General features: G+C 43.2%; 26 protein-coding genes. All 26 read left to right on the forward strand.

All coding sequences use genetic code 11. From position 1 onward, the window contains the following. Nucleotides 1–220 precede the first annotated feature (220 nt). The 26 genes from spoIIR to nuoH all read left to right on the forward strand — a co-directional run bounded on the left by spoIIR (nt 221) and on the right by nuoH (nt 24,518). Entirely contained in the window at nt 221–892 is a 672-nt protein-coding gene (spoIIR, locus tag ACQ5H4_RS08305; protein WP_430774483.1) for a stage II sporulation protein R, read from the forward strand. A 252-nt stretch (nt 893–1,144) separates the two neighbouring features. Next, nucleotides 1,145–1,582, forward strand: a complete 438-nt coding sequence (locus ACQ5H4_RS08310) for a GNAT family N-acetyltransferase (RefSeq protein ID WP_430774656.1) — start codon at nt 1,145–1,147, stop codon at nt 1,580–1,582. 132 nt (nt 1,583–1,714) lie between these two features. Beyond that, nucleotides 1,715–2,755 (forward strand): L-threonylcarbamoyladenylate synthase, encoded by a 1,041-nt coding sequence (locus ACQ5H4_RS08315; RefSeq protein ID WP_430774657.1) that lies wholly within the window; start codon nt 1,715–1,717, stop codon nt 2,753–2,755. A gap of 79 nt (nt 2,756–2,834) precedes the next feature. Next, nucleotides 2,835–3,389 carry a manganese efflux pump MntP gene (locus ACQ5H4_RS08320; RefSeq protein ID WP_430774484.1) on the forward strand — a complete coding sequence of 185 codons (555 nt, stop codon included), beginning with the start codon at nt 2,835–2,837 and terminating at the stop codon, nt 3,387–3,389. Between the two features lie 113 nt (nt 3,390–3,502). Beyond that, on the forward strand, nt 3,503–3,934 hold the full coding sequence (locus ACQ5H4_RS08325; RefSeq protein WP_430774485.1) for a low molecular weight protein arginine phosphatase: 432 nt from the start codon (nt 3,503–3,505) through the stop codon (nt 3,932–3,934). A 21-nt stretch (nt 3,935–3,955) separates the two neighbouring features. Beyond that, the gene (locus ACQ5H4_RS08330; RefSeq protein ID WP_430774486.1) at nt 3,956–5,251 is read left to right on the forward strand and encodes a methyl-accepting chemotaxis protein; all 1,296 of its coding nucleotides are present in this window, start codon (nt 3,956–3,958) and stop codon (nt 5,249–5,251) included. 115 nt (nt 5,252–5,366) lie between these two features. Next, nucleotides 5,367–5,810 (forward strand): ribose 5-phosphate isomerase B, encoded by a 444-nt coding sequence (gene rpiB, locus ACQ5H4_RS08335; RefSeq protein ID WP_430774487.1) that lies wholly within the window; start codon nt 5,367–5,369, stop codon nt 5,808–5,810. An 18-nt stretch (nt 5,811–5,828) separates the two neighbouring features. Then, nucleotides 5,829–6,404: a TIGR01440 family protein gene (locus ACQ5H4_RS08340; RefSeq protein ID WP_430774488.1), complete on the forward strand. Its 576-nt coding sequence runs from the start codon at nt 5,829–5,831 to the stop codon at nt 6,402–6,404. A 183-nt stretch (nt 6,405–6,587) separates the two neighbouring features. Continuing rightward, nucleotides 6,588–7,835, forward strand: coding sequence for a serine hydroxymethyltransferase (gene glyA / locus ACQ5H4_RS08345; RefSeq protein WP_430774489.1), 1,248 nt, complete (start codon nt 6,588–6,590; stop codon nt 7,833–7,835). Between the two features lie 158 nt (nt 7,836–7,993). Continuing rightward, nucleotides 7,994–8,623, forward strand: coding sequence for a uracil phosphoribosyltransferase (upp, locus tag ACQ5H4_RS08350; protein ID WP_430774490.1), 630 nt, complete (start codon nt 7,994–7,996; stop codon nt 8,621–8,623). 908 nt (nt 8,624–9,531) lie between these two features. Further along, a complete protein-coding gene (locus tag ACQ5H4_RS08355; RefSeq protein WP_430774491.1) occupies nt 9,532–11,766 on the forward strand; it encodes a S8 family serine peptidase in 2,235 nt (744 codons plus the stop codon). A 276-nt stretch (nt 11,767–12,042) separates the two neighbouring features. Next, nucleotides 12,043–12,270 carry an AtpZ/AtpI family protein gene (locus ACQ5H4_RS08360; protein WP_430774492.1) on the forward strand — a complete coding sequence of 76 codons (228 nt, stop codon included), beginning with the start codon at nt 12,043–12,045 and terminating at the stop codon, nt 12,268–12,270. Further along, entirely contained in the window at nt 12,270–12,644 is a 375-nt protein-coding gene (locus tag ACQ5H4_RS08365) for an ATP synthase subunit I (protein ID WP_430774493.1), read from the forward strand. The genes ACQ5H4_RS08360 and ACQ5H4_RS08365 overlap by 1 nt, the downstream gene beginning before the upstream one ends. Nucleotides 12,645–12,665: 21 nt before the next feature. Then, complete coding sequence (gene atpB, locus ACQ5H4_RS08370; protein ID WP_119710252.1) at nt 12,666–13,376, forward strand: F0F1 ATP synthase subunit A; 711 nt, start codon at nt 12,666–12,668, stop codon at nt 13,374–13,376. Nucleotides 13,377–13,447: 71 nt separating this feature from the next. Next, nucleotides 13,448–13,660 carry a F0F1 ATP synthase subunit C gene (gene atpE, locus ACQ5H4_RS08375; protein WP_066059974.1) on the forward strand — a complete coding sequence of 71 codons (213 nt, stop codon included), beginning with the start codon at nt 13,448–13,450 and terminating at the stop codon, nt 13,658–13,660. Between the two features lie 131 nt (nt 13,661–13,791). Continuing rightward, nucleotides 13,792–14,313, forward strand: coding sequence for a F0F1 ATP synthase subunit B (locus ACQ5H4_RS08380; protein WP_317458088.1), 522 nt, complete (start codon nt 13,792–13,794; stop codon nt 14,311–14,313). Beyond that, nucleotides 14,310–14,846 (forward strand): F0F1 ATP synthase subunit delta, encoded by a 537-nt coding sequence (locus ACQ5H4_RS08385; protein WP_430774494.1) that lies wholly within the window; start codon nt 14,310–14,312, stop codon nt 14,844–14,846. Before ACQ5H4_RS08380 ends, ACQ5H4_RS08385 begins: the two co-directional genes overlap by 4 nt. A gap of 24 nt (nt 14,847–14,870) precedes the next feature. Beyond that, nucleotides 14,871–16,379, forward strand: a complete 1,509-nt coding sequence (atpA, locus tag ACQ5H4_RS08390) for a F0F1 ATP synthase subunit alpha (protein ID WP_317458086.1) — start codon at nt 14,871–14,873, stop codon at nt 16,377–16,379. A 77-nt stretch (nt 16,380–16,456) separates the two neighbouring features. Further along, on the forward strand, nt 16,457–17,314 hold the full coding sequence (locus ACQ5H4_RS08395; protein ID WP_430774495.1) for a F0F1 ATP synthase subunit gamma: 858 nt from the start codon (nt 16,457–16,459) through the stop codon (nt 17,312–17,314). 206 nt (nt 17,315–17,520) lie between these two features. Next, on the forward strand, nt 17,521–18,942 hold the full coding sequence (atpD, locus tag ACQ5H4_RS08400; RefSeq protein WP_251520574.1) for a F0F1 ATP synthase subunit beta: 1,422 nt from the start codon (nt 17,521–17,523) through the stop codon (nt 18,940–18,942). A 22-nt stretch (nt 18,943–18,964) separates the two neighbouring features. Beyond that, the gene (locus ACQ5H4_RS08405) at nt 18,965–19,369 is read left to right on the forward strand and encodes a F0F1 ATP synthase subunit epsilon (RefSeq protein ID WP_430774496.1); all 405 of its coding nucleotides are present in this window, start codon (nt 18,965–18,967) and stop codon (nt 19,367–19,369) included. 894 nt (nt 19,370–20,263) lie between these two features. Next, nucleotides 20,264–20,638: an NADH-quinone oxidoreductase subunit A gene (locus tag ACQ5H4_RS08410; RefSeq protein ID WP_066059966.1), complete on the forward strand. Its 375-nt coding sequence runs from the start codon at nt 20,264–20,266 to the stop codon at nt 20,636–20,638. Next, nucleotides 20,629–21,141, forward strand: a complete 513-nt coding sequence (locus ACQ5H4_RS08415) for a NuoB/complex I 20 kDa subunit family protein (protein ID WP_430774497.1) — start codon at nt 20,629–20,631, stop codon at nt 21,139–21,141. Before ACQ5H4_RS08410 ends, ACQ5H4_RS08415 begins: the two co-directional genes overlap by 10 nt. A gap of 3 nt (nt 21,142–21,144) precedes the next feature. After that, complete coding sequence (locus ACQ5H4_RS08420; protein ID WP_430774498.1) at nt 21,145–22,401, forward strand: NADH-quinone oxidoreductase subunit C; 1,257 nt, start codon at nt 21,145–21,147, stop codon at nt 22,399–22,401. Between the two features lie 3 nt (nt 22,402–22,404). Further along, a complete protein-coding gene (locus ACQ5H4_RS08425; RefSeq protein WP_119710244.1) occupies nt 22,405–23,505 on the forward strand; it encodes an NADH-quinone oxidoreductase subunit D in 1,101 nt (366 codons plus the stop codon). After that, nucleotides 23,505–24,518 carry an NADH-quinone oxidoreductase subunit NuoH gene (gene nuoH, locus ACQ5H4_RS08430; RefSeq protein ID WP_430774499.1) on the forward strand — a complete coding sequence of 338 codons (1,014 nt, stop codon included), beginning with the start codon at nt 23,505–23,507 and terminating at the stop codon, nt 24,516–24,518. Before ACQ5H4_RS08425 ends, nuoH begins: the two co-directional genes overlap by 1 nt. The last annotated feature ends 190 nt before the right edge of the window (nt 24,519–24,708 follow it).

The following is a 24,708-nucleotide window of genomic DNA, read 5'->3' on the forward strand; positions in this document are numbered from 1 at the left end:
TTGATTGGAGCGGAAGGCGCTTGACTCCTGGGGTATTAGCGCGACAGGTTAGACCCCGCAAGAGCAAAGCGATGAGGAGGCTCGGCGAACGCCGCCCGGAAAGCAAGCGCCTGGAGCGGAAATCAGTACCCCAATTGTTCTACTATTTTTTTTCAATTTACTAGTTTAAGATGAACATCTCTTGTCCACACTGTTGATAGTGAAGGGATGGTGCTAGTAAATGAAAACAAAAACACTTGCGAAATTATATATAATCATATTATCCATAGGAACATTATTAAGTTTATACATACCAAAAAACGAAGTTACTGCCGACGAAGCGATTGTCATCCCAAATGAGGCCATTCGCTTACGAATTCTAGCAAACAGTGATTTAGAAGTAGACCAAGAACTCAAGCGTGAAGTTCGAGATGAAGTAAACGCAGCGATCACCGAATGGGTAGCAGAATTAACCTCCGTAGAAGCAGCACGCGACTTAATTCAATCACGCTTACCAGAAATTAAGGCGATTGCAGAAGAAGTATTAGAGAAGAATGGATCGAACCAAAGTGTAAAAACAGATTTCGGAAAAGTAGAGTTTCCAACGAAGTTATATGGTGAGTTCTTGTATCCAGCAGGTGAGTACGAAGCGGTACTGATTACATTAGGATCAGGAGAAGGGGCGAACTGGTGGTGTGTGTTGTTCCCGCCTTTATGCTTCCTAGACTTCTCTAATTCCGTAGCCGTAAAAGAAGGCGTGGACGAGCAAGAAGAGAAAGAAGTAAAAGTAGAAGAAGAAAAAGTCGAAACTCAAGAAGCAAAAGAGCCAGTGTTCGTAGAGGAAAAGAAGGATGAGCAAGAAGTTGAAGTGAAGTTTTTCCTGGTAGAGCTTTGGGATAAGATCTTTTCATAAGAAAATGGGGCGCAACCGTTGTGGTTGTGCTTTTTTTAATGGGAATGGTTGCGTTCTTAGAGAATTTGGGGATTATACTTGCTATTTAGAAGATTTTATTTGCGGTTTCAAAAACTTACTTGCCATTCCAATGATATATATGCGTTTATTTTCCCATCTCAAAAAATTATCCCCAAATCTAGTTCTACTTTCCCTACCTTTTCATATTCATAGAGTAACAACAAAAAAATAGAGGTGATTTGGGTGGAAACGATGGTTCGTTGTGCACAAGTAGAGGATGTAAGAAAACTAGTAAACTTTTTAGAAAAGGCAAACCTAGGAACAGATGGAGTAGAGGAAGCTGTGGATTATTTTCTTCTATTAGAAGACGAAGCTGGAAATATTCAAGCAACACTTGGAATCGAACCACATGGTCCCGTCGGATTGTTGCGATCATTAGCCATTACCTCCCGTGCGAGTGAAAAGGAATTGCTGTTAATTTTTGAACAAATGCTATTATTAGCGAAGGAAAAGCAGATGCAATCATTATATTTAGCCACAAACAAAAAAGGATCTGTCCAATTTTTCGAGATGATGGGTTTTCAACAGGTGGAAAGAGAAAAGTTACACGAAAAAATATTTGAGTCCGCTCATGTTCAACATATCCTAACTGTGGATAACTCTTTGTTCATGGAGTTGAAACTGGATTAATCCACAAAGTTACCCACAAAATAGCAAATGTTATACACAATTTGTGGATAAAACTTGAGTTATACACCATCTTCTTTTATACTTTCTTACGTATTACAAGAAAAATAGGGAGAAATACTCAAGGTGGAAAACATACAAACAAAGCTATGGTCAGTGGATAAAAATGTGGATAATCCAAAAAACTATCCACAAATTGCACAGGCTGCATCAATTTTAAGAGAAAATGAAGTGGTTGCATTTCCTACTGAGACGGTATATGGACTCGGAGGAAATGCACATTCGGATAAAGCAATTCACAAAATATATGAAGCAAAGGGTCGCCCGAGCGATAATCCACTAATTATTCACATTGCCGACAGGGAACAACTAAATGAATTTGTTACCCACATTCCGGAAAAGGCTAATAAGCTAATGAATGAGTTTTGGCCGGGCCCGCTTACGATCATCTTTGAAAAAAAGACATCTGAATTGTCTCAGCTAGCAACAGCGGGTTTAACCACAGTGGCAGTAAGGATGCCGGGTCATCCCGTTGCTTTAGCAGTGATAAAAGAAGCGGGAGTTCCGATTGCTGCGCCAAGCGCGAACAGTTCAGGCAAACCGAGTCCGACGAAAGCGTCTCATGTGCTAGAGGATTTGAATGGAAAAATCGCTGGTATTGTGGATGGTGGAGCAACAGGAGTGGGAGTGGAATCAACCGTCATTGATTGCACAGAAGAAATTCCGATTATTTTACGGCCGGGTGGAGTGACAAGGGACGAGCTTGAGCAAGTGGTAGGTGAGGTTCTAGTGGACCCAGCTCTAAAGGATCAGAACGAAGCCCCGAAATCACCTGGCATGAAGTATCGTCATTATGCACCCAAATCACCTCTTTTTTTAGTAAAAGGAGACAGAGACAAGCTTCAGCAACTGATTGAAAAAGAAAGAAGTGAAGGTCGAAAGGTTGGCGTGTTAACGACAACAGAGAATGAAGGGTTTTACCAAGCAGATGAAGTGATTTTCTGTGGAACAAGAGAAAATTTGGCTACTGTGGCAAGCTCTTTATACGATGTGTTACGCTCGTTCGACCAAAGAGAGGTAGACATTATTTTTAGTGAAATGTTCCCTTCTACAGGAGTGGGAGAAGCGATTATGAACCGACTGATGAAGGCAGCAGGAAACCAGATTATTGAATAAGCATTTTTGAATGATTTTCTCATTCTAAACCCTTTTGGACGTGCATATGCTGAATTAGCAAGTCCAAGGGGGCGAAAGTATGTCATCGATGGTTGGAGAATTGGTCACACTAATAATAATGGCATTTGCACTAGGAATGGATGCATTTTCCGTGGGCTTGGGAATGGGAATGTTCAGGCTCAGACTTCGGCAAATTTTAAAAATTGGAATCACCATCGGGTTATTTCATATTTGGATGCCGTTATTAGGGATGATTGCAGGAAGATTTTTGTCCGAGCAGTTTGGTGCATTTGCTGCTTATTGTGGTGGAGGCCTGTTAATTGTATTAGGTTTGCAAATGCTTTGGTCGTGCTTTAGAGAAGACGACAGTTCCTTTATCACTCCGGTAGGTTTTGGGTTACTTGTATTTGCACTAAGTGTTAGTCTTGATAGCTTTTCGGTCGGGTTGACACTAGGTATTTATGGTGCCAAAACATTTCTAGTCCTAACTTGCTTCGGAATTGGTGCCACTATTTTAACTTGGTTAGGTCTTCTTGTAGGGCGTAAAGTTCAAGGGTGGCTTGGAACATATAGTGAAGCATTAGGAGGCACGATTTTGCTTGCCTTTGGGATTAAATTATTGCTACCATTCTAATACAATAAACCATAGTAAAAAGGTGTTTTCGATATGAAAATGCCTTTTTGCGTTAAAAGTCGGACTTTAGTAATAAGGAAATATGTCATATAATAAAAATGGAGGAGAGAATTATGATTAATGTTCTGTTTGTATGTACCGGAAACACGTGCAGAAGTCCAATGGCTGTGGCTATTTTAAAAAGTAAAAATATACCCGGAGTAGAAGTTCGTTCTTCCGGAGTATTTGCGATGAATGGAAACGAGGCATCTTCACATGCAAAAAAAGTACTAGACACTCAACAGATTGTGCATGACCATCAATCCTCTTTATTAACGGAACAGCAGGTAGAGTGGGCCACGTATATATTAACGATGACAGCGGGTCATAAAGCGAATATTGTTGCCACGTTCCCGTCAGCACAAGTGAAAACCTTTACATTAAAAGAGTTTGCTGGTGAATTTGGGGATGTGAGTGATCCTTACGGTGGATCTCTGTCTGTTTATCAGCAAACATTCGAAGAACTGAAACAATTAATTGAAAAAAGCTTACACAAATTATCGTAACACAACCAGGGGGAAGGCTTTATGGGGGAGAAAAAGGCATTCAAGTTTGGCCTTAGGAAAAAGCTAGTTTTATTTACAACTATTTTAGCAGTGATTACGTATACAACGAGTGCGTTATTTATTGATGTATTATTTCCGATCATTCAGGACGTTATTGGAATGAATAAAGCGGGCTTTTCCATCATCACTTATTTAATGGGGATCATTTGGTCCGGGATTTTAGCATTTTTAGCGGCTGGTTTTATTATTAAGCCCCTTCAAAAGTTAGAGCGAGTCACATTAAAAGCAGCTCACGGGGATATTGGTGAGGATGTGGAGTTATCCCAATCGGATGATGAAATTCGCTCGTTAGGCGTTGCGTTTAATCATATGCTGTTTAATTTACGTGATATGGTCCAAACCATTGATGAGAACTTCAAGCAAACGAATGAAAAAGTAATTGCCATTTCAAAAGAAAGTGCCTTGGCGGCAGAAAGGGCAGAAATGATCGATCGAACGGTCAATGAAATCTCGCTTGGAGCGGAAAACTCAGCGGCTGCGACTCAAAACTCAGCCAGTTCGATTGATGAAGTGACTCACCTGGCGGAAGAAGTTCAATTAACGGCAAAGCAGTCGAAAGAAATTTCCGATGAAATGGTTGAGGAGCTTGACCAGTCTAAAAAGGTGATATTCTCACTAGTATCAGGTATTCAATCGCTAGCTGAAGATAATAAACAGTCACTAGTATCAGTAAAAAAACTAGAGGAAAATGCGTCGCAAGTGGAACACATTATCCAATTGGTTGGGGATATCGCGGCCCAGACTAACCTTTTAGCGCTTAACGCATCGATTGAAGCAGCTCGGGCGGGTGAGCATGGAAAAGGCTTTGCGGTTGTAGCGGATGAAGTTCGTAAGCTAGCGGATGAAAGTGCAAAAGCGGTTCAAGGAATTTCTGAGCTGATTCAAAATATACAGGGTGAAGTACGAAGTGTGGTATCTCAAATAACAAACCAAGTAGAAACAACACTTGGACAAGCTGAAAAAGGTAATGCGACTAACCAAGCAATTGGAGAAATGACAAGGACAGTCGTTCAAATGGCGTCAGCAGTAGAAAAAATTTCAACTCTTGTTGACCAGCAAATGGAAGGAATTCAGCGTACGGCCACGCAATCACAGGAAGTGGCTGCGATAGCAGAAGAAACGTCAGCAGGAGCAACAGAGGTAGCCGCGGCGATCGGTCAGCAAACAGAGGTCATCGAAAACGTTGAGCGCCTTGCACACGAGTTGAACGACCAGGCAGTTAAACTTAAAGGAACGATCACTAGATTTAAGATGTAAGAGATATGGACTCTGCAAACGGATGCAGGGTCTTATTTTTTTAGAAGCACAACCTTTATCTTTATATAAGGTTATGTCAAAATAAAGGTAGTTTTTACAAATGGGAGGCGTAACGATGAAGGTAGCAATTGCATCTGATCACGGTGGCGTAAATATTCGAGAAGAAATTAAAAGTCTTATGGATGAAATTGGCATTCAGTATGATGATTTTGGCTGTGAATGTGATACATCAGTCGATTATCCTGATTTTGCTTTGCCGGTTGCGCAAAAGGTAGCAAACGGGGAATACGATCGTGGAATCTTGATTTGTGGGACAGGAATCGGTATGAGTATTGCTGCCAATAAAGTAAATGGCATTCGTTGTGCCCTTGTTCATGATGTATTTAGTGCGAAGGCAACACGTCAGCATAACGACAGCAATATGCTAGCGATGGGAGAAAGAGTTATCGGACCTGGACTGGCACGTGAGATTGCTATGGTGTGGCTTGAAACAGAATTTGAAGCCGGAAGACATGCAAATAGAATTGGGAAAATAAGCGATTACGAGAAAAGCAAGTAAGTCGATGGAGGGGTACAAATGACAAGTGAATTGTCCATTTGGAAAAACCAGCTGCAAACGATTTTAGCAGATCTTTCGGACCAAGTAATGTTAACGGATAAGCATGTACTTGTGATTGGCTGTAGTACGAGTGAGGTGATTGGGAAGAAAATTGGTACAGCGGGTACAAATGAAGTAGCTGAGCTCATTTTTTCAGGTCTTCGTGACTTCAGTCAACAAACAGGGGTTTCCCTTGCTTTTCAGTGCTGTGAGCATTTAAATCGTGCCCTTGTTGTTGAGCAAGCGACTGCTGATCAAAAGGGATGGGAGGAAGTGTCCGTTGTTCCAGTGAGACAAGCTGGGGGAGCGATGGCTACATATGCCTATAATCACTTTTCTGAACCGGTAGTCGTTGAGTTTATTCAAGCGGATGCGGGGATTGATATTGGAGATACTTTTATTGGGATGCATATAAAGCATGTAGCAGTTCCGGTTCGAGCATCGATTTCTGAGCTTGGCAGTGCACATGTGACGCTGGCTCGAACGCGTCCGAAATTAATTGGAGGAGCTCGAGCAATATACGAACATTCGAAGGGTAATGAGTCTTGTTCATAAAGCTTTTGCAGATTTTGCAGAAGCTTTTTTCTTTCGAATAGCGAAAAATGTTGGAAAAAGACGAAAATAACGCTTACAAAAATATTTTTTTCGTGCCTGTCATATGGAGGTTGTGTTAAGATAAAGTAGGAATTTTCGAAACTGCTATATAAATTAGTTTTTTAACATACAAGGGGGATTACGATGAAGCATTTAGCACAGCAAGATACGCAAGTTTTACAAGCTATTCAAGACGAATTAGGGCGTCAAAGAACGAAGATTGAACTAATTGCATCAGAAAACTTTGTAAGTGAAGCGGTAATGGAAGCACAAGGATCTGTTTTAACAAACAAGTATGCAGAAGGCTATCCAGGCAAGCGTTACTACGGTGGCTGTGAGCATGTGGATGTGGTAGAAGACATCGCCCGTGACCGCGCAAAAGCAATCTTCGGTGCGGAGCATGTAAACGTACAACCTCACTCAGGTGCTCAAGCCAATATGGCAGTTTACTTTACTGCTCTTGAGCAAGGTGACACGGTACTTGGGATGAACTTATCACATGGTGGTCACTTAACACACGGAAGTCCGGTTAACTTCAGTGGTGTTCAGTATAACTTCGTAGAATACGGAGTGGACGAGCAAACACAAACGATTAACTATGACGTCGTTCGCGAAAAAGCATTAGAGCATAAGCCGAAAATGATCGTTGCTGGTGCTAGTGCATACCCTCGTGCCATCGATTTTAAAAAGTTTAGAGAAATCGCTGATGAAGTGGGCGCTTACTTAATGGTCGATATGGCTCATATTGCTGGTTTAGTAGCAGCTGGTTTACACCAAAATCCAGTACCATACGCTGATTTCGTAACAACAACTACACATAAAACATTACGTGGCCCTCGTGGTGGAATGATCCTAACTAGTGAGGAATGGGGTAAGAAAATCGACAAGTCGATCTTCCCGGGAATCCAAGGTGGTCCATTAATGCACGTTATCGCTGCAAAAGCAGTTGCTTTCGGAGAAGTGTTACAAGATAGCTTTAAAGAGTATGCTGGAAACATCATTTCTAACGCAAAGACATTAGCAGAAAGTCTTCAAAAAGAAGGGATCAACCTAGTATCTGGTGGAACAGACAACCACCTTCTATTAATTGATGTACGTTCTTTAGGCTTAACTGGTAAAGTAGCTGAGCATGTACTTGATGAAGTAGGAATCACAGTGAACAAAAACACCATTCCATTTGACACAGCAAGCCCATTCGTAACAAGCGGAATCCGTATCGGAACAGCAGCTGTTACTTCTCGTGGATTTGGTGCGGCTGAAATGGAAGAAATCGCAGGCATCATTAGCTTCACGTTGAAAAACCATGAAGATGAAGCAAAGCTAGCAGAAGCAAGAGAGCGCGTATCTGCATTAACGAGCCGTTTCACTTTATACCCAGAAAGACAAATATAATTTTTTGCTAGCCAGCCTCTTGTTTTTTAAAGGGCTGGCTTTTTACTTTGTCTCAGAATTGTTATATCCAATTTCTGTTCGAGGTTGCCCGCGGGAAGTTTTTTCTGTAAAATTAGACGAAGTGTTTATGAATCGAGTTAGAAAAGGAGAGATGCTAGATGGCAAAGGTATATGTGTTTGATCATCCCCTCATTCAGCATAAGCTTACATACATCCGCGAAAAAAATACAGGAACAAAGGACTTCCGTGAGCTAGTAGACGAAGTAGCAACATTAATGGCGTTCGAAATTACTCGTGACATGCCGTTAGAAGAAATCGAAATCCAAACACCAGTAAGCACAATGAAATCAAATGTGTTATCTGGGAAAAAAATAGGGATTGTCCCTATTTTACGTGCGGGAATCGGAATGGTAGATGGTATCTTAAAACTTATCCCTGCAGCAAAAGTTGGACATATCGGTCTGTATCGTGACCCAGAAACATTGATGCCAGTTGAGTACTACGTTAAGTTACCGAGCGACGTAGAAGAGCGTGACTTCATCGTAGTGGATCCAATGCTTGCGACAGGTGGTTCAGCGATCGAAGCGCTCCACTCATTGAAAAAGCGCGGCGCGAAGCATATTAAATTTATGTGCCTAATCGCAGCACCAGAAGGCGTGGACGCTCTTAAAGAAGCACACCCGGATGTAGACATCTACATCGCAGCGCTAGACGAAAAATTAAACGACCACGGCTACATCGTCCCTGGATTAGGTGACGCTGGTGACCGTTTGTTTGGAACGAAGTAAGAATGGGCTAACCGCCGGGGCGGTTAGCTTTTTTTGCATAGAGTAGTTGATGTGCGCTGAAGGGTACTTGGATAACTAATCCCGCTAGCACAAGGATTGTGTCTGAATAGAGGTGTCATTCGGCCAGGAAAGAGCGCTGGGACCAGGGGTGTGGTCTGAATAAAGGTGTGATTGAGACAAAAAGAGTGCAGGGTCCAGGCGATGAGTCTGAATAGAGGGGTCATTCGGACAGGAAAGGGCGCTGGGACCAGGAGAGTAGTCTGAATAGAGGAGTGATTCGGACAAAAAGAGAGCAGGGTCCGGGCGGAGAGTCTGAATAGAGGTATCATTCGGACAAGAAAGAGCGCTGTGTGCAGGAGAGTAGTCCGAATAAAGGTGTGATTCGGACAAAAAGAGTGCAGGGTCCGGGCGGAGAGTCTGAATAGAGGTATCATTCGGACAGGAAAGAGTGCTGTGTGCAGGAGAGTAGTCCGAATAAAGGTGTCATTCGGACAAAAAGAGAGCAGGGTCCGGGCGGAGAGTCTGAATAGAGGTATCATTCGGACAGGAAAGAGTGCTGTGTGCAGGAGAGTAGTCCGAATAGAGGTGTGATTCGGACAAAAAGAGAGCAGGGTCCGGGCGGAGAGTCTGAATAGAGGTATTATTCGGACAGGAAAGAGCGCTGGGACCAGGGGTGCAGTCTGAATAAAGGTGTGATTCGGACAAAAAGAGTACGGGGTCCAGGCGATGAGTCTGAATAGAGATATCATTCGGACGAAAAAAGGACTGGAACTATGTTCAAGTTCGAATATAACTCAACCTTCAATTCTCTGGGAATAAAAAAAGGCACTATCGATCACTCCCACATACGCATAACTCACCACCCTATGGCAAAACATAGTAAAAAACTTCGGAGGTGCTAACACAAAGTGAAACTGAAAATCTTCACTCTTTTAACAGCCGTAGTATTCTCATTTGTTTGCACTCCACCAACATCAGCAAAAACACTCATTCATCCTCCTATTCCTGAGGAAGACCCAACAACTGAAAAAGTGGCAATCGTGACATTGCCGGAAAAAACAAATGTACACCAAATTAAAGAGCTCATCACACCATACCCTGACCTTGAGCTCCGCCATATTTTCACTGAAGCTCTGAATGGTTTTTCGGTTAAAGGGACGAAGGGATCTCTTGATAAGCTCGCACAAACGTCCAAAGTCGAGTCAGTTTCCCCGGTGACAACCTACAGCGTACAATCGGAAACGAATACGGAGATCATCGGTGCAGAAACGATCAGGGGCTATTTTGATCCGAAACATCAAAGACTTACCGGAAAAGGAATCACCGTTGGGGTCATTGATACAGGCATTGATTACAATCATCCTGACTTAAGACGAAGCTATAAAAGAGGCTATGATCTGGTTGATATAGATGATGATCCGATGGAAACGAAGGGAATGTATGGCCAAAGCACCTTACATGGGACACATGTAGCTGGCATTATTGCGGCAAACGGAAAGATCCAAGGGGTGGCTCCGGACGCGAAGATTATTGCCTATCGTGCACTGGGTCCAGGTGGCTCGGGAACAACAGAGCAAGTGCTTGCTGCAATTGAAAAAGCCATCAAGGATAAGGTCGATGTATTGAATCTATCACTAGGAAACAATGTGAATGGACCTGATTTACCAATATCACTTGCTCTAAATAAAGCGGTAGATAACGGTATTGTCGCTGTGACCTCGTCTGGAAACTCTGGCCCGAATATGTGGACGGTTGGTTCCCCTGGTACGGCTGCAAAGGCCATTTCGGTTGGTGCCTCCACACCCCTATTAAAAGTTCCATATCTCACGATCGATGGAACAAAAGATACTTTAAGGCTTGAACCGATACAGGGCTCTATGGATTGGAAGCTTGATCGGTCGTATGAAGTGGTATATGGGAAGCTTGGGAAGAAAGAAGACCTTGCAGCTGTGTCTGGAAAAATTGCTCTTATTCAAAGAGGCGAACTAACCTTTTCGGAAAAAGCATGGTATGCACAGGAGGCTGGTGCCGTCGCTGTGATTATTTTTAATAATATGAATGGTGAGTTTGCTGGAAATCTCGATCGTCCGATTGATATTCCGGTTGCTACCATGTCTAGAGAGCTCGGGTTAGACATCGTAAAATCAATGGCTAGCCAAAAAATACTTGCAAAAACAAATATAATAGAAGAAAAGGATTTGCTTGCTAGTTTTAGTTCGAGAGGACCTGTTACTTCCACTTGGGAGATTAAGCCGGATGTGGTAGCGCCGGGAGTAGCCATAACAAGCACGATACCTGGGGGCTACCTAGCCCTTCAAGGAACTAGTATGGCGGCTCCGCATGTGGCTGGAGCAGCAGCGCTTATCAAACAAGCACATCCAGATTGGGGACCGGAAGATATCAAGGCTGCTCTCATGAATACGGCCATTCCTATTGTGGATGCAAAAAACGTTCCTTATAAAACGTACGAGCAAGGTGCTGGAAGAATAAGAATTCCTGAAGCGATTCAAACCGGTACGCTTGTCAAACCAGCTTCCTTGCAATTTGGGAAATTCAAGTTAGTAGAAAGGCAGCATGAACATACACAGCAGCTTACTTTTAAAAATGTAAGTAATCACCGGATGTCCTATCGATTTGAGGTTCCTCATCAAAGGGATGGCATACAGTTTGAACTGCCGCAATCTTTTTCGGTAGATGCGGGCAAAGAAAAGACGGTGAACGTTACGATGAGTGTGGATCCCAAAGAACTTACGAAGAAGATACATGAAGGTCATTTAACCATCATGGCTGGCTCTCAAAAGGTGAGTGTCCCCTATCTGTATGTTTTAGAGGAACCGAACTATCCTCGGATTATGGGGTTTGAATTTGGTCCGGGAGATAAACAGGGTGTGTATCATTACGAAGTGTATTTGCCGGGTGGAGCAGATGAATTTGGTATTGCTCTCTTCGATCCAGACACGTATCGGTTCGTTAAATTCTTAGATTGGAAACGGAATGTAGGGAGAGGAATGCTGAAGATGGACATCCTGCCCGAACAACTACCAGAAAATGGATTATACTTAGCGAAGGTTTTTGCAAAAAAAGCTGGAAAAGAAGATATGGTCGAAACAGGGATTGCTGTCTCGAAAGTGAAAGAGCGGTAAGGAAAACAGGGGCGAGAACAACGCTCGCTCCATATGCAATAGGAAAATAAAAAACTTTTTGAACATAATGTGAACAAGAATTTCTATTGTTTGAATTGTGAACTTTTTCACTCCAAACTAATTGACATTGACAAGTGCCTATTGTATGCTTACAAAGGGTATTAATGATAGGGTTTTCAACATGGGTACTGTATAAATGATGCTTTCCTAAGCAAGCAAGTCCATTGTAAAAAACAAACTTCTATCTACCAGTCTCTTTAAAAGGACGTGCCTGAAATGAATCAAAAAAACCGTCGTCCATATCAAGCAATGGCGTTAATGTCGGGGATTCTTTCGCAGTTGGTAGGCTCCGTATTAATCGGCATTTTTGCTGGAAGATGGCTTGACCGTTCACTGGACACCGAGCCGCTCTTTTTAATCATCGGACTACTCCTCGGATTAGCCGCTGGCGTATATGCCATGATCAGACTAATTCAACATTTCTTTTCAGGAGATAATAAGTGATGCCCGAAATACAACTGATCTACATCCGGCAACGAAAGTACATATTCTTCTTACTAGCTTTATACGTGCTAGGGTGGGGATTTACCTCATATCAAACTGTTTTTTTAGGGCTTATTTTAGGTACGAGCTTAAGCCTTTTTAATTTGTGGTTATTGGCCAGAAGGACTATTAAATTCGGCGATGCGATAGCAAAAGGCGAAAAGGTCCGTTCCCTCGGCATGTTTTCAAGAATGGCGACGGCTGTTTTAGCCGTGATGATCGCTCTTGAATATCCTGACAAGCTCCATCTTTATAGCGTAATTATTGGATTAATGACCTCATACGTGGTTATTATGATAGATTTTTTTCTTCAAGCATTTCATTCACATAAATAGCGGGGAAGAGAGGTGAATACTGTGCATCATGAAGCTCCTTTAAGAGAATTTATGGGCCTAACCTTTAACTTATCAAATGTCTTGATGATAACAATTGCTAGTGTGATTGTCTTTATCATCGCAGTGCTTTCCACTCGCTCATTGGCTATGAAACCAACGGGGATACAAAACTTCTTCGAATGGGTAATGGATTTCGTCAAAGGAATCATTAATAGTACAATGGATTGGAAAGATGGTGGAAGATTCCACATTCTGGGTATTACATTGATTATGTATATATTCGTATGTAATATGCTTGGACTTCCATTCGGAATTACTTATGACGGGACATTGTGGTGGAAATCACCAACAGCTGATCCAGTGATCACACTGACATTAGCAACGATGGTCGTCGGGCTTTCTCACTATTATGGTGTAAAGCTGAAGGGAGTAAAAGAATACGGTCGAGATTTCGTTCGACCAATGTGGTTCTTGTTCCCGCTGAAACTTATTGAAGAATTTGCAAACACCTTAACACTCGGGCTTCGTCTCTACGGTAACATTTATGCAGGAGAAATCCTTCTAACGTTACTAGCAGGAAGTCTAGCAACTGGAGTCGGCGGCCATCTCGCTGCGGTTATTCCAATGCTTGCTTGGCAAGGGTTCTCAATCTTTGTCGGCGCGATTCAGGCGTTTATCTTCACCATGTTAACAATGGTTTACTTGGCACACAAAGTGAGTCATGACCATTAATATATACCTGTTCATTTAATGAACAAAATAACACAAAATCATGTTTATACAATTTAAGGAGGAACTTTATAATGGGTCTTTTAGCAGCAGCAATTGCAATTGGTTTAGCGGCACTAGGTGCAGGTATTGGTAACGGTCTTATCGTATCTAAAACAGTTGAGGGTATCGCTCGTCAACCAGAAGCTCGTGGTATGCTTCAAACAACAATGTTCATCGGGGTAGCGTTAGTAGAAGCGGTTCCGATCATCGGCGTAGTTATCGCGTTCATGGTTATCGGCGGCTAATATACGGTTTTTTAACAAAACAATGGCGAAGAACATTTTACGTGAAGCTTCGCCATTCCTTTATGTTCATCTATTAACATTTGTAACGTTATAAATTGTAAGTGTACGACTCTTGAAGGGAGTGAGCAAGGGTGTTAACAAGCAGTCTAGTATTAGGTGCAGCTGGTGGTGGGTTTAACGAAGGAGATATCCTTTTCCAATTAGTAACTTTCATCATCTTGTTAGCATTACTTAAGAAGTTTGCATGGGGTCCATTAATGGGCATCATGAAACAACGTGAAGAGCATATTGCTGGAGAAATTAATGCTGCTGAACAAAGCCGCGGTGAAGCAAAGCAATTACTAGAAGAGCAACGTACGCTTTTAAAAGAAGCTCGTACAGAAGCTCAAGGATTAATTGAAAATGCGAAAAAGCAAGGCGATGTACAGCGTGAAGAAATTATTGCGTTAGCGCGTGCGGAAGCAGACCGTCTGAAGGAATCTGCTAAGCTTGAAATCGAACAGCAAAAAGACCAAGCGGTTGCTGCTATTCGTGAACAAGTCGCTTCATTATCTGTACTTATTGCTTCTAAAGTAATTGAAAAAGAACTTTCAGCTGCGGATCAAGAGAAGCTAATCAATGAATATATCCAAGAGGCAGGAGAAGGGCGATGAGCAACTCGACTGTAGCGAAGCGCTATGCGTTAGCTCTTTTTCGACTAGCAAAAGAGCATCAACTTCTTGACCAAATGGAAAATGAAATGCGTGTAGTTAAAAATGTAGTAAAAAATAACGGCGACCTAGGTGTTGTCTTAAAGTCTCCTAAGCTTACGAATGAGAAGAAAAAGGAGATTATTAAACAGGCATTCTCTGGTGCTAGCGTGTACGTTCTAAATACGTTAATGATCTTAATTGATCGTCATCGTGAAGACTACATTGAAGCAGTAGCTGATTATTTTATTGAATTCGCAAATGATGAAAGAGGAATTGCTGAGGCGAAAGTGTACTCCACTCGTCCGCTAACAGAAGCTGAGCAACAAGCATTATCTGCTTCGTTTGCAGCTAAAGTTGGGAAGCAATCTCTCCGTATTGAAAATATTGTTGATACCAATCTGCTCGGCGGCATCAAGCTTCGAATCGGAAACCGAATTTTCGACGGTAGCTTGCGCGGAAAGCTGGAGCGCTTGGAACGTCAATTGTTAGGCTAAGATTCGTAGATAGGGGTGAAACTCATGAGCATCAATGCTGAAGAAATTAGTGCGCTGATAAAACAGCAAATCGAAAACTATCAGTCGGAAATTCAAGTGAGTGATGTAGGTACTGTTATCCAAATTGGTGACGGAATTGCTCGTGCTCATGGTCTTGACAATGTAATGTCAGGTGAGCTAGTTGAATTTTCGAACGGCGTTATGGGTATGGCGCAAAACCTAGAAGAAAATAACGTTGGTATTATCATCCTTGGACCTTTCACTGATATTCGTGAAGGTGACGAGGTTCGTCGTACAGGACGTATCATGGAGGTTCCAGTTGGTGAAGAGCTAATTGGCCGCGTGGTAAACCCTCTTGGACAACCGGTTGACGGTATGGGTCCAATTCAAACAACAAAATCTCGTCCAATTGAAGCTGGAGCACCTGGTGTTATGGATCGTAAATCTGTACACGAGCCACTTCAAACGGGAATTAAAGCGATTGACGCACTTGTGCCAATCGGTCGTGGTCAACGTGAGTTAATCATCGGAGACCGTCAAACAGGTAAAACATCTGTTGCTATCGATACCATCCTTAACCAAAAGGATCAGAACATGGTATGTATCTATGTAGCCATCGGACAAAAGGAATCAACGGTTCGTAACGCAGTTGAAACCCTTCGTAAAATGGGTGCATTAGAGTACACAATCGTTGTAACAGCTTCTGCATCTCAACCAGCTCCATTATTATACTTAGCTCCTTATGCTGGTGTAACAATGGGTGAAGAATTCATGTACAATGGCAAGCACGTACTAGTAGTATACGATGATCTTTCTAAGCAAGCTGCGGCTTACCGTGAATTATCACTATTACTACGTCGTCCTCCAGGTCGTGAAGCATATCCAGGGGATGTATTCTACTTACACAGCCGTCTATTAGAGCGTGCTGCAAAGCTTAGCGATGCAAAGGGTGCTGGTTCAATCACAGCTCTTCCATTCATCGAAACTCAAGCAGGTGACGTATCTGCTTATATTCCAACAAACGTAATTTCGATTACGGACGGACAAATCTTCTTACAATCTGACCTATTCTTCTCTGGTGTACGTCCAGCGATCAACGCAGGTCTTTCTGTATCACGTGTAGGGGGCTCTGCCCAAATCAAAGCGATGAAAAAGGTTGCAGGTACACTGCGTCTTGACCTTGCTTCATACCGTGAGCTAGAAGCATTTGCTCAGTTCGGATCTGACTTAGATAAAGCAACGCAAGCAAAGCTTAACCGTGGAGCTCGTACTGTTGAAGTTCTTAAGCAAGATCTTAACAAGCCGTTAAAAGTAGAGAAGCAAGTAATGATTCTTTACGCATTAACTAGAGGTCACTTAGATGATATTCCGGTAACGGATATCCAGCGTTTCGAAGGTGAGTTCTTATCTTGGTTAGACCACAACCGTAAGGACGTGCTTGACCAAATCGTAACTACAAAAGACCTTCCAGCTGACGATGTATTAGTTTCTGCAATTAACGACTTCAAAAAGACGTTTGCTATTAGCGAGTAATTAATGAATGGGAAGAGGAAGACCGGTTCTTCCTCTTTCCCAAGTGTTTCACTTTGAAAACAAGGTGGTGAGAATCTGTGGCATCATTACGCGATATAAAATCTCGTATTACTTCGACGAAGAAGACGAGCCAAATTACAAAAGCCATGCAAATGGTATCTGCTGCAAAGATGAATCGTGCGGAAATGAACGCGAAAGCTTTCGTTCCTTACATGACGAAGATTCAAGAGGTTACTGCTTCGATCGCACAAGGAAGTAAGGGCGTGCAAAACCCATTGCTTACAAGCCGTCCGGTAAAAAAGACTGGGTATGTAGTCATTTCTTCTGACCGTGGTCTTGCGGGTGCATACAACAGTAACGTGCTAAGGCAGCTATTTAATACAATTAAAAGCCGTCACAAATCAAACGACGAATTTGCGATTATCGCAATCGGACGTGTTGGCCGTGACTTCTTTAAGAAACGCAATATGCCGGTTATTCTGGACATCATTGGAGTTCCAGATCAACCAAGCTTCGCTGAAATAAAAGACATCGCTTCAAAGACCGTTGGTATGTTTGCTGACGAGACATTTGATGAGTTGTACCTATATTACAGCCACTACGTAAGTGCGATTCAACAGGATGTAACCGAGAAGAAGCTTCTCCCTCTAACTGATATTCAATCAGAAGGGAAACTTACATCTTACGAGTTTGAACCATCTGCGGAGGAAATTCTTGATGTCCTATTGCCACAGTACGCGGAGAGCCTAATTTATGGTGCCCTTCTTGACAGTAAAGCAAGTGAGCACGCTGCAAGGATGACTGCTATGAAGAATGCAACAGACAACGCAAATGATCTAATCAGCAACCTAAGCCTTGTCTACAACCGTGCACGTCAAGCGGCAATTACACAAGAGATAACAGAAATTGTTGGTGGAGCAGCTGCGTTAGAATAGCGGAAGCGGCTTGACCAGCTCCGACAGGCATAAGACGAATACCGCAGGAGGTCCTGACCTCTGGAGGGTTTTGGCTTATGACCCCGAGGAGCTAGCCGCTGGAGCTGGACACCGAAACACAATACAATACCATACCATTCTTCTATGGGCCTGATATCCATAGATTATATTTGCTAAGTTTTATGAAGTATTAGGGAGGGAACACAATGACTAAAGGACGCGTTCTTCAAGTTATGGGTCCGGTTGTTGACGTAAAGTTCGAAAGCGGTCATCTACCACAGATCTATAATGCACTTAAAATTGTAAACAACGCGCAGAGCGAATCTGAAGTTGATATCAACTTAACCCTTGAAGTTGCCCTTCACTTAGGTGACGATACAGTTCGTACCATCGCAATGGCTTCTACTGATGGATTAACTCGTGGAATCGAAGTAGAAGACACTGGTGCTGCTATCTCTGTACCAGTTGGTGATGTAACACTTGGACGTGTATTTAACGTACTTGGTGAGGCAATCGACTTAAATGAGGAGATTCCTGCGAGTGCTCGTCGCGACTCTATCCATAGAGAAGCACCAAAATTCGAGCAACTTTCTACACAAGTAGAAATTCTTGAAACAGGTATCAAAGTAGTAGACCTACTTGCTCCATATATTAAAGGTGGAAAAATCGGTCTATTCGGTGGTGCCGGTGTAGGTAAAACAGTTCTTATCCAGGAGTTAATCAACAACATCGCTCAAGAGCACGGCGGTATCTCAGTATTCGCAGGTGTTGGTGAGCGTACACGTGAAGGTAACGACCTTTACCACGAAATGACTGACTCTGGAGTTATTAAGAAAACAGCGATGGTATTCGGACAAATGAACGAGCCGCCTGGAGCACGTATGCGTGTTGCTCTAACGGGTCTGACAATGGCTGAATTCTTCCGTGATGATCAAGGACAAGACGTTCTTTTCTTCATGGATAACATCTTCCGTTTCACACAAGCAGGTTCTGAGGTTTCTGCCCTTTTAGGTCGTATGCCATCAGCGGTAGGTTACCAACCAACTCTTGCTACTGAAATGGGTAGACTGCAAGAACGTATCACATCTACTAACGTAGGTTCTGTTACATCTATCCAAGCGATTTACGTACCTGCCGATGACTATACGGATCCGGCTCCAGCTACAACTTTCGCTCACTTAGATGCAACAACTAACCTTGAGCGTAAGCTTTCTGAGATGGGTATCTACCCTGCGGTGGATCCACTTGCTTCAACTTCTCGTGCCTTGTCACCTGATATCGTTGGAGAAGAGCACTACTCAGTAGCTCGTCAAGTACAATCAACATTACAACGTTATAAAGAACTTCAAGATATCATTGCGATCCTAGGTATGGATGAGCTTTCTGACGAAGATAAGCTTATCGTAGCTCGTGCTCGTCGTATCCAGTTCTTCTTATCTCAAAACTTCCACGTGGCTGAACAGTTCACGGGACAACCAGGTTCATATGTTCCTGTTAAAGAAACGGTTAAAGGCTTCAAAGAAATCCTAGAAGGTAAGTATGACCATCTTCCAGAAGATGCATTCCGTCTTGTAGGTAGAATTGAAGAAGTAATCGAATCTGCAAAGAAAATGGGCGTAGAGGTCTAAAATAGGACCAGGAGGGTAAAAAATGAAGACGATTAAAGTCAGTGTTGTTACTCCCGATGGCCCGGTGTATGAATCAGATGTGGAAATGGTAAGTATGAAAGCTCAAAGTGGTGAGCTAGGGATCTTACCAGGACATATTCCAATGGTCGCACCGTTACAAATTGGATCTGTTCGTTTGAAAAACGGCGGCAAAACAGAATACGTAGCAGTAAGTGGCGGTCTTTTGGAAGTTCGTCCAGACCAAGTATCAATCTTGGCTCAATCTGCGGAAGTATCTGATAGCATCGACGTCGAACGCGCACTACGTGCAAAAGAGCGTGCAGAAGAACGCCTGCGCGAACAACAACGTGCACACGTAGACTTCAAGCGTGCCGAAATGGCATTGCAACGTGCCATCAACCGTATCTCTGTTTCAGAGAAGCGATAAAACAATCAATCAACCCCCTTGGGCGATCCTAAGTCAGATCGTCGGAGGGGGTTTTTTATGTTTATATTTTGGTGGAGCGGGGAATAAGAGGGTGTTAGGTTCCCATGAGCGAGGAAAAAGCAGTGTGAGGGTAACCATTGTCAGGCTTTAGTGCCCGTGAAGCTGGGAAAAAAGCTCGTTTGGTAACTGAAAGGGTGATTCAGTGCCCGTGGAGCAAGCAAAAAAGTTTGTATGGTAACTGAAGAAGGGTTTCAGTGCCCGTGGAGCAAGCAAAAGGGGCTCGTATGGTAACTGAAGAAGGGTTTCAGTGCCCGTGGAGCAAGCAAAAGGGCTCGTATGGTAACTGAAGTAGGGTTTCAGTGCCCGTGGAGCAAGCAAAAGGGCTCGTATGGTAACTGAAGTAGCGTTTCAGTGCCCATAGAGCAAGCAAAAAAGTTCATACGGTAACTGAAAGGTCGATTCAGTGCCCATGGAGCAAGCAAAAAAGCTAGAAAGGTAACTGAAAGGCCAATTTAGTGCCCGTATAGCAAGAAAAACCACTCGACCGGTAACTGAAAGACCAATTCAATGCCCATGGATCATGAAAATACTCTTCCATGGTAACTGAATCAAACAAAGACTCACCAGCACAACTCAATGATCTACTAATCCTCCAAAAATAATAATATTTTCATATTTTATTGATTATTCTCACAGACAAACACCGCTTTTTACCATTTAATAGAATAAAGATTATTATTTCACATACTATATCCTCGAGGGACAAGAAAACATTTTTTTAGAAATTCCAATAAAAGTCTTTGGCTTGTCGACACAAATTTGTAACAGTGTTATAATGAATTCGGTTACATAATTAAATGTTTAGAAAATTATAAGACATTGGAGGGGATGGACATGGAGCTGTTAAATGTATATCAGAATAACTATCTGATTGTCTTTGTGTTTCTATGTCTTGGTGTTTTATTACCTGTGGTTGCGCTGTTTCTGGGGAAACTATTGCGTCCGTATAAGCCTTATGATGCGAAGTACACCACATACGAAAGCGGAATTGAACCATTTCACGATTCTAGAGTGCAGTTCAATGTCCGCTATTATATTTTTGCTCTAATGTTTGTAATCTTTGATGTTGAAACCGTGTTTCTTTATCCATGGGCAGTAGCTTATGAGAAACTCGGTATCTTTGCATTGATTGAAATGCTTATTTTCGTATTAATGCTGCTTGTAGGACTTGTCTACGCTTGGAAGAAGAAGGTGTTAAAATGGACTTAAAATTGGAAAACATCTCACCAGAAGAATTAGAAGAGTTAAAGAGAAATGTATTTTTAACAACCCTTGAACAAATTAAAGCCTGGGCGCGAAGCAATTCATTGTGGCCAATGACGTTTGGGCTTGCTTGCTGTGCGATCGAAATGATGGGCGTAGGTTCTTCACACTATGACCTTGACCGGTTCGGATCGTTTTTTCGTACGTCACCACGTCAGTCAGATGTCATGATTGTGTCAGGTACTGTGACGAAGAAAATGGCACCAATTGTCCGTCGACTATACGATCAAATGCCAGAGCCTAAATGGGTAATCGCGATGGGGTCATGTGCTACAGCAGGTGGACCTTATGTGAAATCCTATTCGGTGGTAAAGGGAGTTGACCAAATCGTACCGGTCGATGTGTATATCCCAGGCTGCCCTCCAAACCCAGCAGCACTTATTTACGGAATTAATAAATTAAGAGAAAAAATTCGCTATGAGGCTAAGACTGGGAAGAGGGTGATTTAATCCATGAGTGGGGAAAAGGACCTGGAACAGTTAAAGAAGGAAGCTGCGGAAAAAGCCAAAGCTGCCGCACTTGCAAAAATGAAAGCAAAGGAAGCTTCAACAGATGCATCCAATGATAAGCCGATGACGGATGAGGAAAAAGCAAAGGCAAAAGCTGCTGCATTAGCAAAAATGAAGGAAAAAGAGCAAGCTGAGGTAGTGTCGTCTAGCTCGGAGGACACGGATTTAGCAAAACAAAAAGCTGCCGCCGCTGCCAAAGCGAAAGCCGCCGCAGCCGCAAAAGCAAAGGCCGCTGCACTAGCAAAACAGCAAGGTGGAGCAGAAGAAGCACCAGCAGAAGGTGACGAAAAGGCCAAAGCCATCGCCGCTGCCAAAGCGAAAGCCGCCGCAGCCGTAAAAGCAAAGGTCGCTGCACTAGCAAAACAGCAAGGTGGAGCAGAAGAAGCACCAGCAGAAGGTGACGAAAAGGCCAAAGCCATCGCCGCTGCCAAAGCGAAAGCCGCCGCAGCCGCAAAAGCAAAGGCCGCTGCACTAGCAAAACAGCAAGGTGGAGCAGAAGAAGCACCAGCAGAAGGTGACGAAAAGGCCAAAGCCATCGCAGCCGCGAAAGCGAAAGCCGCCGCAGCCGCCAAAGCAAAAGCTGCCGCACAAGGCGGTGCTCCTGGAGATGATGAAAAAGCAAAGGCGATTGCCGCCGCCAAAGCGAAAGCTGCAGCTGCAGCCGCTGCAAGAGCAAAGGCAAAGCCTGCGGAAGAAGAGGCTCCTGAAGAGCTGGTCCCATCGCCAAACCAACCGTATTTGGATAAATACGTGAAGGTGATTGAAGAGCATCTTGGCAAAGATGTATTGGAAGACTTCTATATTAATAATCTGTCGAAGGACGTACCAACCTTGGTGGCAAAGCCGGAAACCTATTATAAAATTGCTGAGTTCCTTCGCTACAATGAGCAACTTGGTTTTAACTATTTATCAGAGTTTCATGGGGGAGATTTTGAGACGCACATGGAAGTGTATGCTCATCTTTACTCATATAATAACAGGCAATCCGTTGCGTTAAAGGTGAAGATTGATCGTGAGAAACCTGAGGTGGAGTCGCTTTCTAAGCTTTGGGCAGGTGCCAACTGGCCAGAGTGTGAAGCGTATGACTTACTGGGAATTCAGTTTAAAAATCATCCGAACTTATACCGAATTATGCTCGGTGATGATTGGATTGGTCACCCTCTACGCAAAGACTACGAACCATACGATGTGGAGGTGTAACGAGTGCTTCGAACGGAAGAAATGCTATTAAACGTAGGGCCTCAGCATCCAAGTACGCATGGTGTTTTCCGTCTGGTGTTAAAAATTGATGGAGAAATCATCAAGGAAGCAAAGCCAGTCATTGGATATTTACACCGCGGAACGGAAAAGTTAGCTGAAAATCTACAATACACGCAAATCATTCCTTACACAGACAGACTCGATTATTTAGCAGCGATGACGAACAACTACGTGCTCTGTCATGCAGTTGAAACGATGATGGATTTAAAGATTCCGGACCGAGCAGAATACCTGAGAGTCATTGCGATGGAGCTTGGTCGTGTCGCGAGCCATCTGGTTTGGTGGGGTACATATTTACTCGATATTGGAGCGGTAAGTCCGTTTCTTTACGCATTCCGTGAGCGTGAAATGATTATTAATATGTTAAATGAATTATCCGGTGCACGCCTTACCTTTAACTACATGCGTGTAGGTGGCGTGAAGTGGGATGCACCTGAGGGTTGGATTGAAAAAGTGGGCGAGTTTATTCCATATATGCGTGAGCAGCTGAAAGGCTACCATGACCTTGTGACGGGGAATGAAATATTCATGAACCGTGTGAAGGGTGTAGGTCGCTACACGAAAGAAGATGCGATTAATTACTCACTAAGTGGAGCTAACCTAAGATGTACGGGAGTCAAATGGGATCTTCGTAAAGATGAGCCGTATTCAATTTATGACCGTTTTGACTTTGATGTTCCTGTTCAAGAAGGTGGAGACGCATGGGCAAGATACCATGTTCGTCTAGATGAGCTCGAGGAATCTTTGAAAATCTTAGAACAAGCGGTCGAGCAGTTCCCGAAAGAGGGAGAGATCCTCGCGAAAGTTCCAAAGATTATTAAAGCACCCAAGGGTGAGGCTTACGTTCGTATTGAGTCACCTCGTGGAGAAATTGGATGTTATATCGCGAGTGATGGAAAAAAAGAGCCGTACCGCTTGAAGTTTAGAAGACCTTCTTTTTACAATTTGCAAATTCTTCCGAAGCTATTGGAGGGAGAAAATATAGCAAACTTAATCGCGATTTTAGGTGCAATTGATATTGTCCTAGGGGAGGTTGATGGCTAATGGTAGAGGGACTGCTGCAATCACAACCAGGACTCTTAAACTTTGGGATTTTCTTTTTACTAGCAACGGTTCTATTATTAGTGGTTTTAGGATTTGTTACGTATGCCATTTTAGCAGAGAGAAAAGTCATGGGATTTATGCAGTTGCGTCAAGGACCGAATCAGGTTGGTGGACGCTGGGGCCTTTTGCAAACGGTAGCTGACGTATTAAAGCTTCTATTAAAAGAAGACACGATTCCAAAGCTAGCAGACCGCCCGCTCTTTATCCTTGCTCCTGTCATTGCATTCGCACCGGCATTTATGGTGCTAGCAACGATTCCGTTAACTGATCATCTGCAGTTTGCTGATATTGGTGTGGGGTTATTGTACTATATCGCCATTTCCGGTTTAACCACTGTGGGAGTGGTAACAGGTGGATGGGCATCGAATAATAAGTACGCACTGCTTGGTGGGATGCGTGCGGCTGCCCAAATGATTTCCTACGAAATCCCACTCGTTATGTCGGTGATTGGGGTTATCCTTTTTGCAGGCAGCTTGAATTTGAACGATATCGTCGCCGCTCAAGATGAGCAAGGCTGGTTCATACTTTGGCAACCGATTGCGTTTCTTGTCTTTATCATCGCGTCCGTTGCTGAATTAAACCGTACACCGTTTGATTTGCCAGAAGCCGAGTCCGAACTAGTAGCCGGATTCCACGTCGAGTACTCAGGCTTCCGTTGGGCATTTTTCATGCTCGCGGAATATGTATACTTATTCGCAATGGCATCACTAACAACCGTACTATTTCTAGGAGGATGGCTACCACCATTCGACTTCTTAGGATTCATCCCAGGAGCCGTATGGTTCGCCCTAAAATTCAGCGTCGTCATCTTCTTCCTAGTCTGGATCCGAGTCACCTTCCCACGCCTAAGAGCAGACCAACTAATGGAATTCGGATGGAAGGTGCTATTACCAGTAGCATTAGCGAATATTTTCTTAACCGCAATTGTTAAAGAATTGTTGAAACTTTTTTAAAAAAATCTGTTAAGTCAAAGTGGATTTTACACTCTGTTGATTGGAGCGGAGGGCGATTGACTCCTGGGGGATCAGCGTTACAGGAGAGACCCCGCAGAAGCGTTAGCGCCGAGGAGGCTCTCCGAACGCCCCCCGGAAAGCAAGCGCCCGGAGCGGAAATCAACACCCAGTTTAACAGAGTCAAACTAGA

The organism is Bacillus coreaensis (assembly GCF_050586445.1).
In the GTDB taxonomy this organism is placed as follows: domain Bacteria; phylum Bacillota; class Bacilli; order Bacillales; family Cytobacillaceae; genus Robertmurraya_A; species Robertmurraya_A coreaensis.

Excerpts from the sequence above, each read along its gene's own strand:
- spoIIR (WP_430774483.1), top strand. The coding sequence starts at position 221 with ATGAAAACAAAAACACTTGCGAAATTATATATAATCATATTATCCATA.
- ACQ5H4_RS08310 (WP_430774656.1), top strand. The coding sequence starts at position 1,145 with ATGGTTCGTTGTGCACAAGTAGAGGATGTAAGAAAACTAGTAAACTTT.
- ACQ5H4_RS08320 (WP_430774484.1), top strand. The coding sequence starts at position 2,835 with ATGTCATCGATGGTTGGAGAATTGGTCACACTAATAATAATGGCATTT.
- ACQ5H4_RS08325 (WP_430774485.1), top strand. The coding sequence starts at position 3,503 with ATGATTAATGTTCTGTTTGTATGTACCGGAAACACGTGCAGAAGTCCA.
- ACQ5H4_RS08330 (WP_430774486.1), top strand. The coding sequence starts at position 3,956 with ATGGGGGAGAAAAAGGCATTCAAGTTTGGCCTTAGGAAAAAGCTAGTT.
- rpiB (WP_430774487.1), top strand. The coding sequence starts at position 5,367 with ATGAAGGTAGCAATTGCATCTGATCACGGTGGCGTAAATATTCGAGAA.
- ACQ5H4_RS08340 (WP_430774488.1), top strand. The coding sequence starts at position 5,829 with ATGACAAGTGAATTGTCCATTTGGAAAAACCAGCTGCAAACGATTTTA.
- glyA (WP_430774489.1), top strand. The coding sequence starts at position 6,588 with ATGAAGCATTTAGCACAGCAAGATACGCAAGTTTTACAAGCTATTCAA.
- upp (WP_430774490.1), top strand. The coding sequence starts at position 7,994 with ATGGCAAAGGTATATGTGTTTGATCATCCCCTCATTCAGCATAAGCTT.
- ACQ5H4_RS08360 (WP_430774492.1), top strand. The coding sequence starts at position 12,043 with ATGAATCAAAAAAACCGTCGTCCATATCAAGCAATGGCGTTAATGTCG.
- ACQ5H4_RS08365 (WP_430774493.1), top strand. The coding sequence starts at position 12,270 with ATGCCCGAAATACAACTGATCTACATCCGGCAACGAAAGTACATATTC.
- atpE (WP_066059974.1), top strand. The coding sequence starts at position 13,448 with ATGGGTCTTTTAGCAGCAGCAATTGCAATTGGTTTAGCGGCACTAGGT.
- ACQ5H4_RS08385 (WP_430774494.1), top strand. The coding sequence starts at position 14,310 with ATGAGCAACTCGACTGTAGCGAAGCGCTATGCGTTAGCTCTTTTTCGA.
- atpA (WP_317458086.1), top strand. The coding sequence starts at position 14,871 with ATGAGCATCAATGCTGAAGAAATTAGTGCGCTGATAAAACAGCAAATC.
- atpD (WP_251520574.1), top strand. The coding sequence starts at position 17,521 with ATGACTAAAGGACGCGTTCTTCAAGTTATGGGTCCGGTTGTTGACGTA.
- ACQ5H4_RS08405 (WP_430774496.1), top strand. The coding sequence starts at position 18,965 with ATGAAGACGATTAAAGTCAGTGTTGTTACTCCCGATGGCCCGGTGTAT.
- ACQ5H4_RS08410 (WP_066059966.1), top strand. The coding sequence starts at position 20,264 with ATGGAGCTGTTAAATGTATATCAGAATAACTATCTGATTGTCTTTGTG.
- ACQ5H4_RS08415 (WP_430774497.1), top strand. The coding sequence starts at position 20,629 with ATGGACTTAAAATTGGAAAACATCTCACCAGAAGAATTAGAAGAGTTA.
- ACQ5H4_RS08420 (WP_430774498.1), top strand. The coding sequence starts at position 21,145 with ATGAGTGGGGAAAAGGACCTGGAACAGTTAAAGAAGGAAGCTGCGGAA.
- nuoH (WP_430774499.1), top strand. The coding sequence starts at position 23,505 with ATGGTAGAGGGACTGCTGCAATCACAACCAGGACTCTTAAACTTTGGG.